This window comes from Bacillus sp. SIMBA_008 (assembly GCF_046535495.1).
Lineage (GTDB): Bacteria > Bacillota > Bacilli > Bacillales > Bacillaceae > Bacillus > Bacillus subtilis.
Genome location: NZ_JAWRWL010000004.1, coordinates 366040 through 383590, shown reverse-complemented (window position 1 = coordinate 383590; position 17551 = coordinate 366040). Strand labels below are relative to the sequence as shown.

The 17551-nt window shown below is 39.9% G+C and carries 17 protein-coding genes and 2 pseudogenes; 9 read left to right on the top strand and 10 right to left on the bottom strand.

All coding sequences use genetic code 11. The annotated features are described in order from the left end of the window. Window positions 1-6: 6 nt before the first annotated feature. Complete coding sequence (locus SB658_RS16045) at window positions 7-627, bottom strand: nitroreductase family protein (protein WP_038427437.1); 621 nt, start codon at window positions 625-627, stop codon at window positions 7-9. Window positions 628-1104: 477 nt separating this feature from the next. Here SB658_RS16045 and mneP point away from each other — a divergent pair, with 477 nt between their 5' ends. From mneP to SB658_RS16025, 4 genes and pseudogenes are all read left to right on the top strand, one after another. Continuing rightward, window positions 1105-1998: a manganese transporter MneP gene (gene mneP, locus SB658_RS16040; protein WP_015252717.1), complete on the top strand. Its 894-nt coding sequence runs from the start codon at window positions 1105-1107 to the stop codon at window positions 1996-1998. Between the two features lie 113 nt (window positions 1999-2111). Further along, on the top strand, window positions 2112-2924 hold the full coding sequence (locus SB658_RS16035; protein WP_038427434.1) for a MerR family transcriptional regulator: 813 nt from the start codon (window positions 2112-2114) through the stop codon (window positions 2922-2924). An 89-nt stretch (window positions 2925-3013) separates the two neighbouring features. Next, window positions 3014-3703 carry a DUF554 domain-containing protein gene (locus SB658_RS16030; protein ID WP_033883509.1) on the top strand — a complete coding sequence of 230 codons (690 nt, stop codon included), beginning with the start codon at window positions 3014-3016 and terminating at the stop codon, window positions 3701-3703. A gap of 202 nt (window positions 3704-3905) precedes the next feature. Further along, window positions 3906-4807 (top strand): annotated as a pseudogene (locus tag SB658_RS16025) (carboxylesterase). Between the two features lie 412 nt (window positions 4808-5219). On the opposite strand, the gene SB658_RS16020 reads toward SB658_RS16025, so the two are convergent. From SB658_RS16020 to ydfH, 3 genes are all read right to left on the bottom strand, one after another. After that, complete coding sequence (locus tag SB658_RS16020) at window positions 5220-7394, bottom strand: MMPL family transporter (protein WP_032678643.1); 2175 nt, start codon at window positions 7392-7394, stop codon at window positions 5220-5222. A 115-nt stretch (window positions 7395-7509) separates the two neighbouring features. Further along, a complete protein-coding gene (gene ydfI / locus SB658_RS16015; protein WP_003244318.1) occupies window positions 7510-8151 on the bottom strand; it encodes a two-component system response regulator YdfI in 642 nt (213 codons plus the stop codon). Beyond that, window positions 8144-9367 carry a two-component system sensor histidine kinase YdfH gene (ydfH, locus tag SB658_RS16010; protein WP_032678641.1) on the bottom strand — a complete coding sequence of 408 codons (1224 nt, stop codon included), beginning with the start codon at window positions 9365-9367 and terminating at the stop codon, window positions 8144-8146. Before ydfH ends, ydfI begins: the two co-directional genes overlap by 8 nt. Before the next feature lie 247 nt (window positions 9368-9614). On the opposite strand from ydfH, the gene SB658_RS16005 reads away from it, so the two are divergent. The 3 genes from SB658_RS16005 (at window position 9615) to SB658_RS15995 (ending at window position 10462) form a co-directional block, all read left to right on the top strand. Next, window positions 9615-9758: a hypothetical protein gene (locus SB658_RS16005; protein ID WP_014478971.1), complete on the top strand. Its 144-nt coding sequence runs from the start codon at window positions 9615-9617 to the stop codon at window positions 9756-9758. Beyond that, window positions 9755-9931: a hypothetical protein gene (locus SB658_RS16000; protein WP_080348091.1), complete on the top strand. Its 177-nt coding sequence runs from the start codon at window positions 9755-9757 to the stop codon at window positions 9929-9931. Before SB658_RS16005 ends, SB658_RS16000 begins: the two co-directional genes overlap by 4 nt. Window positions 9932-10018: 87 nt before the next feature. After that, window positions 10019-10462, top strand: coding sequence for a carboxymuconolactone decarboxylase family protein (locus SB658_RS15995; protein WP_029725825.1), 444 nt, complete (start codon window positions 10019-10021; stop codon window positions 10460-10462). 67 nt (window positions 10463-10529) lie between these two features. Here the strand turns inward: SB658_RS15995 and SB658_RS15990 are convergent, their stop codons facing one another. After that, window positions 10530-11210: an ArsR/SmtB family transcription factor gene (locus SB658_RS15990; RefSeq protein ID WP_014478969.1), complete on the bottom strand. Its 681-nt coding sequence runs from the start codon at window positions 11208-11210 to the stop codon at window positions 10530-10532. An 88-nt stretch (window positions 11211-11298) separates the two neighbouring features. Between SB658_RS15990 and SB658_RS15985 the strand changes: the two genes are divergently transcribed. Next, on the top strand, window positions 11299-11922 hold the full coding sequence (locus tag SB658_RS15985; RefSeq protein ID WP_029725823.1) for a flavin reductase family protein: 624 nt from the start codon (window positions 11299-11301) through the stop codon (window positions 11920-11922). A 117-nt stretch (window positions 11923-12039) separates the two neighbouring features. On the opposite strand, the gene SB658_RS15980 is transcribed toward SB658_RS15985, so the two are convergent. Next, a complete protein-coding gene (locus SB658_RS15980; RefSeq protein WP_029725822.1) occupies window positions 12040-13488 on the bottom strand; it encodes an aminotransferase-like domain-containing protein in 1449 nt (482 codons plus the stop codon). A gap of 132 nt (window positions 13489-13620) precedes the next feature. Here SB658_RS15980 and SB658_RS15975 point away from each other — a divergent pair, with 132 nt between their 5' ends. Next, window positions 13621-14541, top strand: a complete 921-nt coding sequence (locus SB658_RS15975) for a DMT family transporter (RefSeq protein ID WP_053581896.1) — start codon at window positions 13621-13623, stop codon at window positions 14539-14541. 56 nt (window positions 14542-14597) lie between these two features. On the opposite strand, the gene SB658_RS15970 is transcribed toward SB658_RS15975, so the two are convergent. The 4 genes and pseudogenes from SB658_RS15970 to aseR all read right to left on the bottom strand — a co-directional run bounded on the left by SB658_RS15970 (window position 14598) and on the right by aseR (window position 17529). Beyond that, on the bottom strand, window positions 14598-15383 hold the full coding sequence (locus SB658_RS15970; protein ID WP_082359965.1) for a GNAT family N-acetyltransferase: 786 nt from the start codon (window positions 15381-15383) through the stop codon (window positions 14598-14600). 186 nt (window positions 15384-15569) lie between these two features. Next, window positions 15570-15815, bottom strand: a pseudogene (locus SB658_RS15965) (low molecular weight phosphatase family protein). Between the two features lie 58 nt (window positions 15816-15873). Beyond that, window positions 15874-17181, bottom strand: a complete 1308-nt coding sequence (locus SB658_RS15960) for an arsenic transporter (RefSeq protein ID WP_003243030.1) — start codon at window positions 17179-17181, stop codon at window positions 15874-15876. A 12-nt stretch (window positions 17182-17193) separates the two neighbouring features. Beyond that, on the bottom strand, window positions 17194-17529 hold the full coding sequence (aseR, locus tag SB658_RS15955; protein ID WP_015482851.1) for a metal-responsive transcriptional regulator AseR: 336 nt from the start codon (window positions 17527-17529) through the stop codon (window positions 17194-17196). Between the last annotated feature and the right edge of the window lie 22 nt (window positions 17530-17551).

Genomic DNA, 17551 nt, shown 5'->3' with positions numbered 1-17551 from the left:
CTCCTTTTACATATACTCAACAAACTCATTCACAGGCTTCCGGTAGCCGCGCGGTCTTCTGCTCTCTGTTTTTTCTTTTCCAATCGTAATCATCATGACAACCTCAAATTGGTCGTCTATGTTCAAAATCCGTTTTACGGCTTCCGCATCAAAGCCGATCATCGGGCAGGTATCCCAGCCTTTTTCCTTAGCACTCAGCATAAACATCATCGCCGAAAGTGAAGCATTCCTTATCGCCTCATCTCTCTTAAATTGTTCTCCCCTGTTTTCATAAAACGAAACGGTGTCTTGCACCATGTGGTCATACTCTTGCTTATTTAATATCCCCAATACCTTTAAACCTTCATAGATATCGGCCGCTTGTTGATATGCCTGCTTATCCCCTAATACCAAGAGAACCGCAGAAGAGCTAACCACTTTATATTGTCCGTTTGCAGCCTGCTTCAGCTTTTCTTTTACGTCCGGGTCGAGAACCGTCACATATTTTGTATGCTGCAAATTAAAAGCCGATGGTGCCAATGCAACCAATTCAAACATTTCATTGAGGTCTTCTTTTGTGATTGGATGACCTGAAAGAAAATTGCTTGCAGATCGTCTTTCATTGACTAAATGTGTAAATTCAGCCATTACGATACACTCCCTTTTATCTCGAATTCGAGATATTTTATTATAAAAAATCCATATTGAATATTGTGTAAAAGAAATGACAACGGATTGAACACTTAGAGATGCGCTTGATCGCTGATCTTTCCGACCAAATATCTCAAATTAAAATATCTTGAATATGAGATAATAGTAAAATACAGATCTTCTCATGTCAATAGGTTTTTGAAAATTAGGTGGAAATTTTTCACTGACGGCAGCATTTTAATAGCGAATCATCACTGTTGTTACATAAGAACTCATTTGTTTGCTGTATGACCTTTTTAGCATAGCTCCAACTTTTTTTCTGTCACCTTATTTATTAGTAAACAGGAAACAACGTTGCTATAGACCCACTCGAAATTGAATTGGTATGATAAACAAAGTGATTACACAGGAAAGGATACGGAGAGCGTATATAGAGCACTCCTATTTTTTTGTGCAGTTTTATAGGAGGAAAAAATGGCAAGTGAAAGAGAACAAATAAGCAGAAAAGTTGCTTTGATTGCATTGATCGCCAATCTGATCTTAATGGCAGGAAAGGTCTTTTTTGGGCTGGTAGGCGATAGTGAAGCCGTGTTTGCAGACGGAATACATTCCGCGGCAGATGTCGTTGCTTCGATTGCAGTCTTGGCAGTGATCGGAATTTCCAATAAACCGCCCGATCAAGACCATCCTTTTGGTCACGGAAAAGCTGAAGTCATTAGTGAGGCGATTGTAGGAATTATCTTAGTGATCGTATCCGTTTATATCCTCATAGAAGCGATTCTGTCCTTTGTTAAAGGGCCAAGCGTTCCCCAATACAGCGCATTGTTTGCGGCTCTGATTTCGTACGTGGCTAAGGAAATCTTATATCGTTATTCTATAAAGCAAGGGGAAAAATGGAACAGCAAAGCGATTATAGCGATTGCGTACGATCATAAAGGCGATATCGTTGCCTCTCTTGCCGCTTTTATCGGCGTCCTGTTGGCTATCATCGGAAACACCCGCGGATGGTCCTATCTGTTGTACGCCGATGCCATTGCCAGTGCAATCGTTGCTTACCTCATTTTTAAGATTTCAATGGAATTAATCAGGCCGTCTGTTGATGTGCTCATGGAAAAGAGTGTTGATCCCGAGCTGATAGAGGAATATAAAGCTGTTATTTTTCAATGTGATCAAGTAAAACGAATTGATAGAATCCGCGCGCGAGAACATGGCCACTATAAATTGCTTGATGTCCGTTTATCTTTGGATCATGATTTGACAATTAAGCAGGGACACGACATTGCCCGCGAAATTCGGAATGAAATCAAAAGACAGTTTTCAGATGTAGAAGAAGTGCTCATCCATGTAAATCCTTATTTCGAAGAATGAAAAGCTCCTTTTTAGAAGGAGTTTTTTCTTTTTGCTGCAAACTTTACCTTTAGAACTCGCCCGTACTATATAATGTGGATGTATATAATCATAGGGACAGAAAGGTTGTTAGAATGAAGGAATTTTTTTCGATTGGAGAAGTGTCAAGGTTATTCAATGTGAAAATCTCTGCTCTTCGGTATTATGATGAAATCGGCCTTTTGAAACCGGAATATAAAGATGGGCAAACGAACTATAGATATTATTCTACCCAACAGTTTGAGCGGCTGGATACCATCAAGTATTTGAGGGCCCTAGGCCTGCCAATCAATAAGCTTCTTGATTTTTATAACTCTCAAAATACAAACACTCTTCTTCATTTACTAAAAAGCCAGCAGGCTGAAATTGATCGCAAAAAGAAAGAATTGGAACGCATTGAACGAAAGATCTCCCGACGCATCACACATATAGAAGATGCCGTTAACATGCCGTTACATCAAATTACAAAAATCAAACTTCCCGCAATGCGTGTGGCTTACTTGCAGCATGAATATGTTCTCGGCCATGATATCGAACATTCGTTAGCTGAATTGAGAACCCACCTGAATGTGAACGAAGATATATTCATAGGCAAGATCGGTTTATCCATATCAGCAGCAAATGTGAAAGCAAAACAGTTTGACAAATATTCCAGTATATTTATGATTCTTGAAGATGAAAATGAAAAAACTTCTTCAGAAATCATCTTTCCTTCAAGAGAATATCTGCAAATTAGGTTTAAAGGGTCACATCCAGAAGCCGAACCATACTACAAAAAATTACTGGCATATATGAAAGAACATCATTATGAAGTAGCAGGGGACTCAATCGAAATCACACTCATTGATTATGGCATTACGAATAACCTAGATAATTACGTGACTGAAATCCTGCTGCCCATCAAATAATCTCATGAATATGTTTTGATCTCCCTTGACTCTCTACTAACTAGAGGGTTTATTTTTTATGCAGGAATGATTTTTGGAGGAGAAAGCTTATGTTTGGAACGATTTTTAACACAGTGATGATCATTGCAGGAAGCATAATCGGGGGGATATTCAAAAAAGGCATTAAAGATGAATACCAGGATATTTTGATGCAGGCAATGGGATTCGCTGCGGTCGCACTGGGGATCAACGCCATTACACAGCATTTGCCTGATAGTAAATACCCCATTCTATTCATCGTGAGTTTAGCCATTGGAGGTTTGCTAGGCCAGATCATCAATTTAGAATTACGATTCAACAAGCTGGTGAACAAATTTTCTAAAAGCAATTTAGCAGAGGGCTTATCAACTGCGGTCTTATTATTTTGTATAGGCTCGCTGTCAATATTAGGCCCTGTTGAAGCCGCTTTGCATGGAGATTATACATACCTCCTGACAAACGGGATGTTAGATGGGATCACCTCCATTGTGCTCGCTTCAACTTTTGGTTTTGGAATAGCGGCTGCTGCCATTGTATTATTTGCCTGGCAAGGCTCCATCTATTTATTTGCTAAAGTAATGGAGAGCGCAATCAATACAGACCTTATTAATGAAATCACAATTGTGGGAGGCATACTCATCCTCAGTTCAGGTCTAAGCATTCTTGGAATCAAGAAGTTCAAAACATTGAATTTGCTGCCTTCCCTCTTGATCCCTCCTGTTGTGATTTTTGTGATTCATTCATTTGGATTGCGGCTTTAATGAAGCGGCTCCACAAAGGAGGTTAATATTCTGTTATATTGATTTTCAATAATCTGTTCCAATCGTTTTATTTCCTTTTCATCTTGGATTTGACGTCGAATAACAACTGTATTATATTGTAAATAAAGTCTGTTATATCAATATCAGATTCCCCATCACGAAACGGCACATTCATTTAAACAAAATTGGGAGGGGCATTTGTATGTCAAACCATTCATCTAGTATTCCCGAATTAAGTGACAACGGTATCCGCTATTATCAAACTTATAATGAAAGCCTTAGTCTTTGGCCGGTCCGTTGGGATCATTCTATATATCTACTCGTTTTGGTCAAACACATGTGATTGCAAGCGGCCCAGAGGATGCCCCGCCGCTTGTATTACTCCACGGAGCATTATTCAGCTCGACGATGTGGTATCCCAACATCGCCGATTGGAGCAGTAAATACAGAACTTATGCAGTTGATATCATAGGTGATAAAAACAAGAGTATTCCTGAGAATGTAAGCGGTACAAGAACGGATTACGCCAATTGGCTTCTTGATGTGTTTGACAATCTGGGGATCGAAAAGTCCCACATGATCGGACTTTCGCTTGGCGGTCTCCATACGATGAATTTCCTTTTACGTATGCCTGAGAGAGTAAAAAGCGCAGCTATACTGAGTCCGGCAGAAACGTTTTTGCCATTTCATCACGATTTCTACAAATACGCTCTTGGCCTTACAGCGTCAAATGGAGTTGAAATATTCTTAAATTGGATGATGAATGATCAGAATGTGCTGCACCCGATTTTTGTGAAGCAGTTTCAGGCAGGGGTAATGTGGCAGGATGGATCAAGAAATCCAAATCCTAATGCCGACGGATTTCCGTATGTTTTTACCGATGAGGAATTACGTTCAGCAAGAGTTCCTATCCTATTATTACTTGGTGAACATGAAGTCATCTATGATCCCCACTCAGCCCTGCACCGAGCCTCTTCATTCGTTCCTGATATTGAGGCGGAAGTCATTAAAAATGCCGGACATGTTTTATCGATGGAACAACCCGCTTACGTAAATGAACGTGTAATGCGTTTTTTCAATGCAAAAACAGGCATTTCACGGTAAGGGCTTATAAGATAGTGTTTTGCATTCATAAAGACCTGCAATATACTTCTAGCCGGGCATTTCAAAAAATAGAGTCCCTCTTATGGACTCTATTTTTCTTGGACAAAACCCGCAGCTGGTTTTGTGTGCTTGTTTCTTTAGGTTTCTTATATGATCAGTTGTAAAATCCTTTATTTTCAAGAAGGATTCTCAAGATCCTTGGCATCAAGTAGTGAATGCAAAGTCAAAAAATCATGTCACTTCTCCTGGGATGCCTGCTAGTATGATGCAGCTTCTGCCAATATGAAACAAAGTTCCATCCATATCGAAAATGAGTGATGGCGCCATAAGTGTCTCCTTTTAACTGCCGACTTCATCTTCTAAATACTACCATATGCAAAAAAAGCAGATCATTAAAGATCTGCTTTTTCTATTACACACTGATTTGTTTCTTTTGTTCATGATCTATTTCTGGCTGTATTTCCTTTGTCAGTTGATGCCCTTCTATATCCACATTCGGAATCATCTTGTCTAACCATTTCGGCAAATACCAGGCTGCATTCCCCATCAGCTTCATGACACTTGGAATCAGTGTCATTCTTACAATAAAGGCATCAAAGAGCACACCAAAGGAAAGAGCTAATCCGTTGGCTTTAATAGAAGCTTCGCCTGCAAAGATAAATCCTGCAAAAACGAAGATCATGATCAAGCCGGCTGCTGTAACAACAGGACCACTGTGTTTTAATCCAGCCTGAATGGCTTGTACTGGATTGTTTGTTTTTACATATTCTTCACGCATTCTGCTGACAAGGAATACTTGATAATCCATGGCTAACCCGAACAGAATCCCAATAGATAAAATCGGCAGGAACGCGAGTATCGGCCCTCTTTCAGGTATTTTGAAAAAGTCGATGAGATTCCCGTCTTGCAAGACAAATACACAGATTCCAAGAGTGGCTGTCATCGTCAACATGAAACCTGCAACAGCAACAAGCGGCACAAGCAGCGAACGGAAAACGATGGTCAGCAATACAAACGCAAAGCCCACAATAAGTACAGCAAACACCGGTATCGCATCATTGAGGCGATCTGAAATGTCAATATTCACTGCAGTCGATCCAGTAACAAGCAAATCTACTCCGTTTTTATCTGATAAACTGCGTACATCGTGTACCAAATCTTTCGTTGTGACATCATTTGGACCTGTTTCCGGAACGACCGTAATGATGGCAAAGTTCCCTTCTTTATTAGGCATTGCAGGGGTGACACTTGCTACATGGTCTAAACCCTTTATTTCTTTCACTGCATCTGCGAAAGCCTCCGCCTTATTTTCTGTAGCATTTGTGGCATCCGCTACGATTGTTAATTGGCCATTAAATCCTTCTCCAAAGCCTTCGGCAAGCAAGTCATATGCCCGGCGATCCGGATTATCCTTAGCTTTCATCCCAGCATCAGGCAAGCCCAGTTCCAAATGCATAGATGGGATACTAATGACGATCAAAATCAGAATGCTGCATACACTTAGCATGATAGGATTTTTGGTGACAAAGCGTCCCCAGACATTTGTTTCAGTGCTTTGTTTTTCTATTTTCTTGTTTGATTTCGGAATCATCCGCTTCCCTGCAATCGATAAGACCGCAGGCACAAGTGTAATGGAAGCCAAAACAGCCATCAGTACACTAAGCCCTGCTGTCAGCCCCATCGCAGACATAAAAGGAATGTTAACAACAGTCAATCCGCAAAGTGCAACGATAACAGTAAGTCCGGCAAAAACGACTGCGCTTCCCGCTGTTCCCACGGCTCTCGCAATTGATTCATTCTTTTGTATGCCTTCGCCTAAAAACTGGCGGTGTTTCATAAAAATAAATAAAGCATAATCAATACCAACAGCAAGGCCAATCATTCCGGCTAATGAGAGACTGACGGAAGCAATATCAAATACTTGTGTCCCAATCAAAACCAGTCCAATACTTACACCTAAACCAATCAGTGCAGTTAAAATCGGCAAACCTGCTATTAATAAAGAACCGAATGTAATGGCTAAAACGACAAAAGCCAAGATAATGCCGACAATTTCAGAGACACCGCCTATCTCCATCTCGGCTCCCGGTACATCTCCGCTTAGCTCAGTTTGCAATCCTTCATCATCAGCCATTTTCAAACTGTCTTTTAAGTGTTTGATAGAGTAATCCTTTATATCATCTGCTGATGATTTATACTTGATATCAGCATAGGCAACTGTGCCATCTTTCGCGATTGTCCCTGTCACAAAAGGACTTGCAATCGAGTCAACAGAATCATCTTTACTGATTTCTTTGAACGTATCTTCTATTGCTTTTTTTGCTGGCTTCCCAGTAAGTTTCTCCCCATCACCAGCACCGAAAATAACCCGTATGCTCCCTTTATCAGGACCGTGAGGAAATTCTTTCTGAATCACATCCATCGCTTTTTCCGAAGGTGTGTCAGGTATGGACATATCTTCAGAAAAACTTGGTTTTAAGGTGACTGCAAGGCCTATCGAAGCAACTAACACAACGATCCACGCACATATTGCTTTTATGCGATTGCGAGCAACCCATCCTCCTAATGTATATAACATTTTTGACATGATAATCTCCTTTCAACACATTGCTTGATCACATTCTTTCTCATTGTAGTTGACAATGAAATGAAAAAAACGTACATTCGGGCATGTACGTTTGGGCAATTTTCAAATATGCAGTTTAGTTGTCTATTGTCAGAATACCTTTTTGCATGGCAATCGTTACTGCCTCAGTTCTTGAATTCGCGCCTAATTTATTGTAAATGGACGTTAATCTTGACTTTACTGTTCGCTCAGAGACGCCCAAATCAAAGGCAATCGCTTTGCTTTTAAGACCTTTAGCAATTGCTTTTAGAACAATGACTTCCTTTTCTGTCAGCTGCGTCTCATTGCGCTGCTTTTTCATCCGCTCAAATTGGATTTCTTGCAGACGTTTGAGGATATCAGGCTGCAATAGCACATTTCCTCTGATCGCTGCATCCATTGTGTGAAAAAGGGTTTCTGAACTCGTATCTTTTAACAGATATCCTTTCGCTCCTAATTCAATCCCTTCGATCATTAAGTGATCTTCATTATATGTAGTCAAAATAATGATGGGGGTATCGTGTTTTTCTTTTATTTGTTTAATGGCCTCTAACCCGCTCATCTCCGGCATATACAAATCCATCAGAATGATATCCGGTTCTAATTCATCTGCAAGACGGACTGCGACTTTTCCATTTTCCGCCTCTCCTATAATGGTGTATTGATCATTCGTTTCAATTAAAAGCTTCAGACCTTCCCTCACGACAAGATGGTCATCAACGATTAAAACCTTATTCATCTTGCATCTCTCCCTGAATTGGTACAGTGATCTCAATTTGTGTTCCTTTCAATTTTGTACTCTTGATATTGAATTGGCCATTTATTGCCCTGACGCGTTCTTGTATGCCAAGAAGCCCATAATGTCCTCTCTTTTTCTTTCCTTTTTCAACATCAAATCCCTTGCCGTTATCCTTAACTGTTAAATGGAGCCTTCCCTTTTCATCATCCCAAATGGATATCCAGATTGTTTTCGCCTCAGCATGCTTTGCCGCATTCGTCATGCATTCTCCAATGATGTAATAACAGTTTTCAGCTGTACGCACATCCAGCACCTGATGCAATCTGTAATCTAATAAACAAGCCATGCCTGTCGACTCTATAAAATGATCCATTAGCGAGGTAATTCTTTCTTTTAAAACACCGATTTCTTCTGATTTGCTGCGGAGATCGTCAATAGCTGAACGTGCATCAGCTAATGTGCTTTTCACTCTTTTCATCGATTGTTGTATGATTTCCTTCGCTCTCTCTGTGTTGCCTTTGGCGAGATGAACATGAATCGCATCCAGCTGCATATTTAAACTGACAAGACCTTGAGCAAGCGTATCGTGTAAGTCTCGGGCCATCCGCTGTCTTTCGTTCTGCAGCGTCAGCTGTTCTACCTGCTGATGAGCCAGCTCCAGCCTTTCAAGAGTCAATTGAGCTTTTATTTTTTCATCGACTTGGGCAAAAAATGTTGCGGCATAAGTGATGATGACAATCATGATCGGCGCAGCAATAACAATAAAATGCAAAACTTCACCTTTATGAAGGTGATACGCCGAATTTATGACCAGCAGCAGCAATAGATAAAGAATGAGAAAAGTCCTTCTTCTGTCTGCCATTCCTATAATTTGTCCAATTAAAAATGCATAAAGGCCGATAATGACAAGTATAAAGAAGCCAGTCATGAGATTAGCAAGTGCAAAGGTGATCAAACCTTGTACCGCGAAATACAGAATCACTCTTTTCTTAACCCAGCGATATGAGTGCCAATGAAGCAAAGCAAAAATGGCGATTAATATGGTAAACGCATAAAGCAATAAAATGGACCAGCCCCCAGAAACAAATTGTAGCACGATAGAGGCTATATAGATCATGAGAATAAAAGCCAGGCCCGGCACTCTGAGTGCAAGCATGTTTAATGCCCGCCTATCATGTGAGTAATATTTATCTTTAAAAGGATTCCTTATAAGCAAACCTTATCCACTTCCTTTACCTGTTTCACCGAATAGAGATTCATGAAAATCGAACCCATATTTCAACGTGCAAACATACATGAGAGAAGGAACACAACAATATCAGGTGCAGGGAAACATTAGAGTTTCCAACAAGTGATCATTGCCCAAACGTACATGAACGTTCTGCCTCTATGTACGTTTTATCTTTTCAAATTTACCTTTAAAATCATAAGGAACTTACTATTCATTGAAGGAATGATCATCATTGAAATCGATTGATCTCACAATTTTATCATTAAAGAGAAAAGGAATCCGGACCGAAAAGGTATTAAAAAATCAGAACCCTGATCGATTAAGCCATATGACAGACAAAAATGCACAACCAAAAAGCAAGGAAAAAGAGGATTGAACATGTATTGGTTTCTAGGTGCTTTATTATATTTTCTGATCGGTACTTGTGTATTCATTGGAGTCATTAGAGACAGCCACTCAGGCTCGTGGACCCTGCTTGCCTTAGCAGCTCCACTCATCATTTTGGGTTACCCTTATTTTTATTCTAAGCAGCTTTTTGCTAAAAAATAGTGAAATAACGCCATACAATTCGCACATTGGTAAAGATATCAATATCGAGATACAATTTAGATATACGACGGAAAGGAGTCTTGCCTTATGAGTCAAAGAGTGTCCTACTATGAGATTGCACCTGAAGGTATGAAAATCATGATGGATATGGAGAAATACACGAAACAATCCTCAATTAACCGAACGACGAGAGAACTAATCAAAATCAGAGTCTCTCAAATGAACGGCTGTGCCTTCTGCATCGATATGCATACGTCCGATGCCCGCAAAATGGGGGAAACTGAACAGCGAATTTACTGTTTACATGCTTGGAATGAATGTGATTTTTACTCACCTGAAGAGAAAGCGGCTCTCGAACTATCTGAATACATCACGCTCATTCCATCTAAAAGGGTTCCTGATGAGCTATATCATCGGGTGCGGGAACATTATGATGAAAAACATTATGTTGACCTTGTTCTGATCATTAATCAAATAAACAGTTGGAACCGCATCTCTATTGCAATGGGGAATCGAGCTGCTTCAAAATAAGAAGAAGGAGTAAGATTAGAACAAATCTTACTCCTCCTCCTGGATATCGTGCCTTCGCTTCAACATCCTAAATCTTCACGTTTAGGTGCTTTTCAAACGCGATTTTCCCGCTTTGTGTAATCCTAATCGCTCTCGTTTTAGGCATACGAACGATCCATTCTTCTTCTAACATGCGCACCAATAGGGCGTTTCCTAATGCTCCTGCAATATGATGCTGCCGTTCACTCCAATCCAAACAGCAGCGGGCAAAAGCTCTCCTCTTATTCCGTTGTTGCTCTTCATTGATGCCTAACTTTGAAAAGAATAAAGCACCCTCTGAAGTCACCTCAAAGTTTAAATCAACTTTTTTTAACATCCCCTGCTCAACTAATGAATGTGCCATTTGCACGCCCACATAACCTGCCAAATGATCATAACAGGTACGGGCAAAATGCAAGTCCTTTTTCTCTTTTGACTCTTTTAAAGATTTGACTTTTGCTTTAGGCGCAATATGAAGCAATTGTTCGATCACATTTGCAGCATCTGAGTCAGACAATCTGTAATACCGATGTCTCCCATGCTTCTCTACGCTAATCAGCTTTGCTTCAAGCAATTTATTCAGGTGAAAACTTGCGGTTTGAGGTTTAATGTTAGCGAGATATGCAAGCTCTCCCGCAGGATGTATCCTTCCATCCATCAGACTGAGAAGAATGGAAGAACGCGAGGGATCTGATAGCAACGAAGAGATTTTTGCAATATTAGGATTCATGATTTTCCTCCTTACATTCATATTTCGATGATAGTTGAAATGTTAATCCTTTACAATATAAATGTAAGCGTGACAAGGAGGAAAAACGTTGGACATCAAAAAACAAGACACTCGTCGATTTAAGGAAATCAAACCCAAGATCATGTATTATGGTACCTCGACATTTCTTCTAACCACATTGAATGAGGATGGAACCACTAATATTAGTCCTATGTCTTCTTCTTGGGCTCTTGGACATTATATAATCCTTGGAGTAGGACTGGGAGGAAAAGCCATCGACAATTTGGAAAGACACAAAGAATGTGTCATAAATTTGCCTGGCCCGGAATTATGGGAAAACATTGAAAGAATTTCATCTTATAGCGGAAAAAAGAGTATACCGCCTTTGAAGAAACAGCTCGGATTTACATATAAAAAAGAAAAATACGAGGCAGCAGGGTTAACGCCTTTACAATCAAAAACAGTATCACCAACACGAATCAAAGAATGCCCTATCCAAATAGAAGCCGAAGTGAAACACATTCGGCTTCCAGAATATGAATCGTCATTCGCAATTGTAGAGACGCAGGCACTACATTTTCATGCCGAGGAAAGTATCATTCTGGACGAAAACCATATCAACCCTTCCAAATGGAGCCCGCTTATCTATAATTTCAGACACTACTTTGGTTTAGGAAGAGAAGTCGGAAAGACTTTTCGATCAGAGACATGATCATTTTAAGACCGAACCATGATTTGGTCTATTCTAGTAACTCTTGTTATTATCAGATCAAGCGATCATTAGGCTTGATCTCTTTTTTAGTGAAACATCCATTTAAGGATATAAAAGTTACTTACTTGCCAGTTCTTTTATCATTAAACCCAACTCATAAATCCCCTTTTGAAGGTCTTCAAGAGATGCATAAGCATATGATAAGCGAATATAATTCCCTTTTTCCTGAGCATAGATACTGCCGAGATTGATCAGAATCCCTTTTGATAAGGCTTTAGTATAAAGTAATTTCATTGATATGGAAGGCAATATTTTTATCCAGACAAAAAATCCTCCTTTTGGGATATTCCATGTCGCCACATCTTTCAAATGAGTTTCTAAAACACTCAAGGCCAATTCTCTTCTCACCTTTAATTGCTGCCTAACCTTTTCTACATGCTGCTGGTAGTGGCCGGAAGTAAACCACTCTGCCGCTACTCTTTGGGATAAAGAACTGGATCCGTAATCTGTTTGCATTTTAATGTCAGATAAACGTTCAATCACCGGTTCCGGTCCGACGATCCATCCAATTCTCAAACCTGGGCTTAATGTTTTCGATAAACTTCCTATGTACAGTACGTGTCCATTTTTATCAATTGTTTTAATAGGATATGGCGGAATTTCATCGATCCATAACTCACGATAAATGTCATCTTCAATAATAGGAAGCTGTGTATTCTCACTTACTGCCAGGATCTCTTCACGCCGCTTTTTAGACATAAGAATACCAGTCGGATTGTGAAAACATGGATTTGTATATAAGATAGCCCTTCCCCGCTCTCCTCTTGTTAAATGAACATTTTCAGGCAAAAGTCCTTCATTATCCATAGGAAGTCCAGTCAGCTTCATACCAGCTGATTGAAATACGTGTAATGAATAAAGGTAAGAGGGCTGATCAAGATAAACGGTTGATCCTCTTTGTAACAGCCCCATTGATATCAGCTGCAAGGCTTGCAACGCTCCTGAGACAATCAGAATGGAAGAAGATGAGACGTTGATTCCAATGGTTTTTAAATAGTTGCTTAATGCCTCCCTCAAAGGTAAGTAACCTTTTGGTTCTTCATAACCGAATGCCTCCATGTGATGAGATACCTTCTCCATCATCTCTTTCATAACAGCCAAAGGAAAAATCTCAGCTGAAAGTTCACCTTTACTGAGCTGTATAAGGTCTGTATTTGATTCTGATTGATTTATCTCTTGAACGATTTTTCGGCTTGGCATCTGAATGCCAGAGGTGACATATTGATCCCAATCGGGAGCAGAATTCTTAGCCATCAGTGTCCATGTGTTGTTGATAACAACTGTGCCTTTCCCCATTGTGCCTTCTATTAGCCCATCGGCCATCAATTCCTCTAACGCTGTAATCACTGTGCTCCGATTTACCTGAAAATCTTTTGCAAGCGTGCGCTGGCTTGGAATCTTGCTTCCAATCGGCCACTCGCCATTTCCTATTTTCTCTTTAATAAAATGAACGATTTGTCTGTACTTAGGGAGCTTTTTCATCTTTTTTTCTTCTGGAAAGCTCATAGAATCGGTCTCCTTAAAATAAATTGGTTGGGTCAAAATCCGTTTAACTGGTTGAAGCCATATCACCAAATCTTTATTAATATAAAAACACATTAAATAACTGGTTGGTTTTTGTAAAGAGGAGTGAGAGGAATGCGAAAGAAAACAGTTCAAATAATGATATCTCATAGTCTCATGATTGGTTTATGGGCATCTGCTTTTCCGGGAATTCGCGCAGGACTAGAAGGGTACACACCAGAACACCTTGCTTTATTTCGTTTGTTAATCGGCTCTATGGCATTATTGCTTTTTGCTGTTTTGACTCAGATGCGCCTACCCGACTTGAAAGACATTCCTGCCATTTTTCTTTTAGGGTTTTTAGGTTTTGCACTCTATCACATTTTGCTGAACATCGGTGAAAAAACAGTTAGTGCCGGAGTTGCAAGCTTACTCGTTACTACGGCACCGATCTTCTCAGCCATGCTATCCCGCCTGTTTTACAAAGAGCATTTTGGATTTACGAAATGGCTTGGCTCTATGATCAGTTTATTGGGTGTATTATTGATTGCATTTGGGGCGGGAGACTTTACATATTCAATGAGCGGTATCTTGGTCATCCTGCTGGCAGCATTTTCGGAAAGTATTTATTTCGTTTTTCAAGCCCGCTATATAAAAAAATATGGTTTTATTCCATTCGTTACATTCACCATTTGGGGCGGAACAATACCTATGCTTGTGTTTCTGCCAAGCTTAGGCGAAGAGATGATGAACGCTTCAATAAGCGCAACTTTGTCTATCGTTTACTTAGGATTATTGCCGACGGTTATTCCTTACTTCGCACTAGCATATGTCACTTCACTCGTCGGTGCTTCAGAAGCAACCCTTTCACTTTATGTTACACCGGCTTTAGCCTTGATCATATCTTGGATCTGGATCGGCGAAATACCCACACTGCTCTCTCTGCTAGGCGGAGTGGTTACAGTTGGCGGGGTATGTTTTACCTACCTAAAAGTAAATAAAATGAATAAGATTTTCATCACCCATTTTTCTGCTAAAAGGGTAAAAAAACTCTAAAACAAAAAAGATACCAACATCGGTTGGTATCTCCTTTTAAGGTTCTTTCATTAAGATTAGCCAGAGTAGTAAATAGTGTATTCCGTTACCGGCTTAAACCCTAGTTTAGCTGCTAATGCAATGGACGAATTGTTGCAGATATCACAATCCCAGCTAGGAACAATCCCATTTTCCATACAAAACGCTATAAACCTATTTGCTACGCAATAAGCTAACCCCAGTCCTCTATATTCCTCAAGTGTATAGATATCCATTTCCGATCGATTATGCCCTAAAAATATAGAAGTACACTCACTTACTACATGATTGCCATGTAATACAGCAAATCCAAAACCTTTTGAAGCAAACTGTGAGACAGAATCCCAATACTCCTCATAATACGCGCTGTTAAACGCTGTGCTGTGTGAAATGATCTCTTCGTCAATTCTTTTCAATACAAGCCCCTTTGGCAGTTGCAAAGTCTTTTTGAAAGATTTTGGTTGATAAGAAAATGCAGCTCTTCTCATTTGGTTCAAGTCATCTTTCAGTATGGGTTTCAGTACACTATCCCATGTATCACTGGAAGAAAACAAGGTAAATCGTTTTGATGATTTCACTTGTTCTTCATAATATCCTGCAATGAAATCATGAAAATCCCGATTCCCTTGGTCTCCCGCAATAAAATAAATGCCTGATTCAGTTCCTATAAAAAACGATTTAGGAAAGGTTTGATCATCTGCATAAACAGCTCCCGGAATGGTTTGGTCTAATATTGAATAGACAAATGTGGGACAATATTTGTCATCAAACATCGTTTTTAAGCTACTGTATTTTTCTTTTGTTAATTCCTGCAAAACAGACAACTCCTTTAAAACACCGTCTCCTTCATGATTCTGTTCACAAATCAATTTTCCTCTGTCACCAGCTAAATAACTTCCCTGTTACGAATCTCAGACTAATAAAAACAGGTGTCTGCACTCAGCTCGCAGACACCTGTTGAACAACACATTGCATTATATAACCCAAGGAAACGCTAGTATATCGATTCTTTATTCCCCAGTTACAGCAAACTGTTTTAAACGGTCACCAATTTCATCACGGACCCTTTGGAAACACTTCTTCTGTTCCGTGTGCTTTTGCCGGATCATCAAATTTCTCCGATGTTTGATTTGAAATATCAATCCCTGCTTCTTTCATTGCTTTGACAGCACTCGATGTCATCCTTGAGCTTCGATTCCTGCGCTGTACACATTCCACTTAGCCCCAAGGTATTTTCTCCCCCACCCTTCAGCCATTTGGCTGCGGCAAGAGTTACCAGTGCATTGTTTTCCTTGATATAGTGACCTTGTCCTTTTAGAAACAAGAATGGATTATCAGCAGCCAAATATACAGGCCGACAAGTGTGATCAATAAAGTGGGTATCGTGAGGATAATTCCTGTTTTAAAATACGTGCCCCAGGAAATCTTCATACCTTTGTGCGAAAGAACATGAAGCCATAATAATGTCGCTAAGGAACCAATCGGTGTTATTTTAGGCCCTAAATCTGAACCGATCACATTTGCATAAATAAGCGCTTCTCTCATCATCCCATGTGTATCTGTACCGGCAATGGCCAATGCGTCAATCATAACAGTCGGCAAGTTATTCATAATGGAAGAAAGAATCGCCGCAATAAAGCCCATTCCAATTGTCCCAGCAAACAATCCTTGATCAGCTGCGGCTTGAATCACATCTGAAAGGACATCCGTTAATCCGGCATTTCGGACACCATACACAACAACGTACATGCCAATTGAAAAGAATACGATAGCCCATGGCGCCTCTTTCACCACTTTCTTTGTATGGACGGCCGGACTCTTTTGCGCAGCGATTAAGAAAATGATTGCAATGCTGCCCGCTACCACTGATACAGGGATAGAAAAAAATTCACTTGCAAAATATCCAATTAACAGCAGCCCTAAGATATACCATGACAGTCTGAACATGTTTTGATCTTTAATTGCTTCAACAGGTTTTTTAACCTCAGTCAGATCATAGCGTTTTGGTATGCTTTTTCTAAAGAAAAGGTAAAGTACAATGATGCTCGCCAGCAGCGAAAACAGGTACGGGACAACCATTCTGGATGCATAATCAATAAACGTAATATGAAAATAGTCCGCTGAAACAATGTTGACCAAATTGCTTACTACAAAAGGAAGCGAAGTGGTATCCGCAATAAATCCGCTGGCAATGATAAAAGGAAAAACTAATTTTTCATTAAAATGTAATGCTCTGACCATCGCTAATACGATTGGTGTCAATATAAGAGCTGCACCGTCATTTGCAAATAACGCGGCGACGATAGCTCCTAATAGAGATACATAAACGAACATCCGCACACCGTATCCTTTTGCAGCCTTAGCCATATGAAGCGCTGCCCATTCAAAGAAACCGATATTATCAAGAATTAACGATATCAGTATGATGGCCACAAAAGCCAAGGTCGCATTCCAAACAATCCCTGTCACAGTTAACACATCATGAAAATTGACAACACCTGCTATTAGAGCTAAAACTGCGCCTCCACAGGCTGACCACCCTATAGATAAATTTTTCGGCTGCCATATGACCAATACTAGAGTTAATAAAAAGATGAATACTGCCAAAATCATTGATGTCAATCTAATGCCTCCTTACTGGCAACACGCTTGAGTTTTCTTTTGTTTGATATGGTTTAACAATTCATCCTCCTGATCAATTTGATGTAAGATCAATTGCAATGTATCAAACTCAGGACAGGAACCATTTATTGAATAATAACGCCATTGGCCTCTTCTGTCCTCATTCACAAAACCTGCGTTTTTTAATTTCCGCAAATGCTGGCTTATGGCGGGCTGGCTCATTTCGAACATATCAACCAATTGACAGACACAATATTCTTTTTCAAGAAATAATCTCATCATTATAAGCCTAGTTTGATCACTAAGTGTTTTCAAACAACGAGTCATCGCCGCAACATCAATCGTCATATGAGCTCCTCCTTCCCAAATC

Coding starts and splice junctions, on each gene's coding strand:
- SB658_RS15990 (WP_014478969.1), bottom strand. CDS start 11,210: ATGAATCCTAATATTGCAAAAATCTCTTCGTTGCTATCAGATCCCTCG.
- SB658_RS16030 (WP_033883509.1), top strand. CDS start 3,014: ATGTTTGGAACGATTTTTAACACAGTGATGATCATTGCAGGAAGCATA.
- aseR (WP_015482851.1), bottom strand. CDS start 17,529: ATGACGATTGATGTTGCGGCGATGACTCGTTGTTTGAAAACACTTAGT.
- SB658_RS16035 (WP_038427434.1), top strand. CDS start 2,112: ATGAAGGAATTTTTTTCGATTGGAGAAGTGTCAAGGTTATTCAATGTG.
- SB658_RS15995 (WP_029725825.1), top strand. CDS start 10,019: ATGAGTCAAAGAGTGTCCTACTATGAGATTGCACCTGAAGGTATGAAA.
- SB658_RS16045 (WP_038427437.1), bottom strand. CDS start 627: ATGGCTGAATTTACACATTTAGTCAATGAAAGACGATCTGCAAGCAAT.
- SB658_RS15980 (WP_029725822.1), bottom strand. CDS start 13,488: ATGAGCTTTCCAGAAGAAAAAAAGATGAAAAAGCTCCCTAAGTACAGA.
- SB658_RS16020 (WP_032678643.1), bottom strand. CDS start 7,394: ATGTCAAAAATGTTATATACATTAGGAGGATGGGTTGCTCGCAATCGC.
- SB658_RS15975 (WP_053581896.1), top strand. CDS start 13,621: ATGCGAAAGAAAACAGTTCAAATAATGATATCTCATAGTCTCATGATT.
- mneP (WP_015252717.1), top strand. CDS start 1,105: ATGGCAAGTGAAAGAGAACAAATAAGCAGAAAAGTTGCTTTGATTGCA.
- ydfI (WP_003244318.1), bottom strand. CDS start 8,151: ATGAATAAGGTTTTAATCGTTGATGACCATCTTGTCGTGAGGGAAGGT.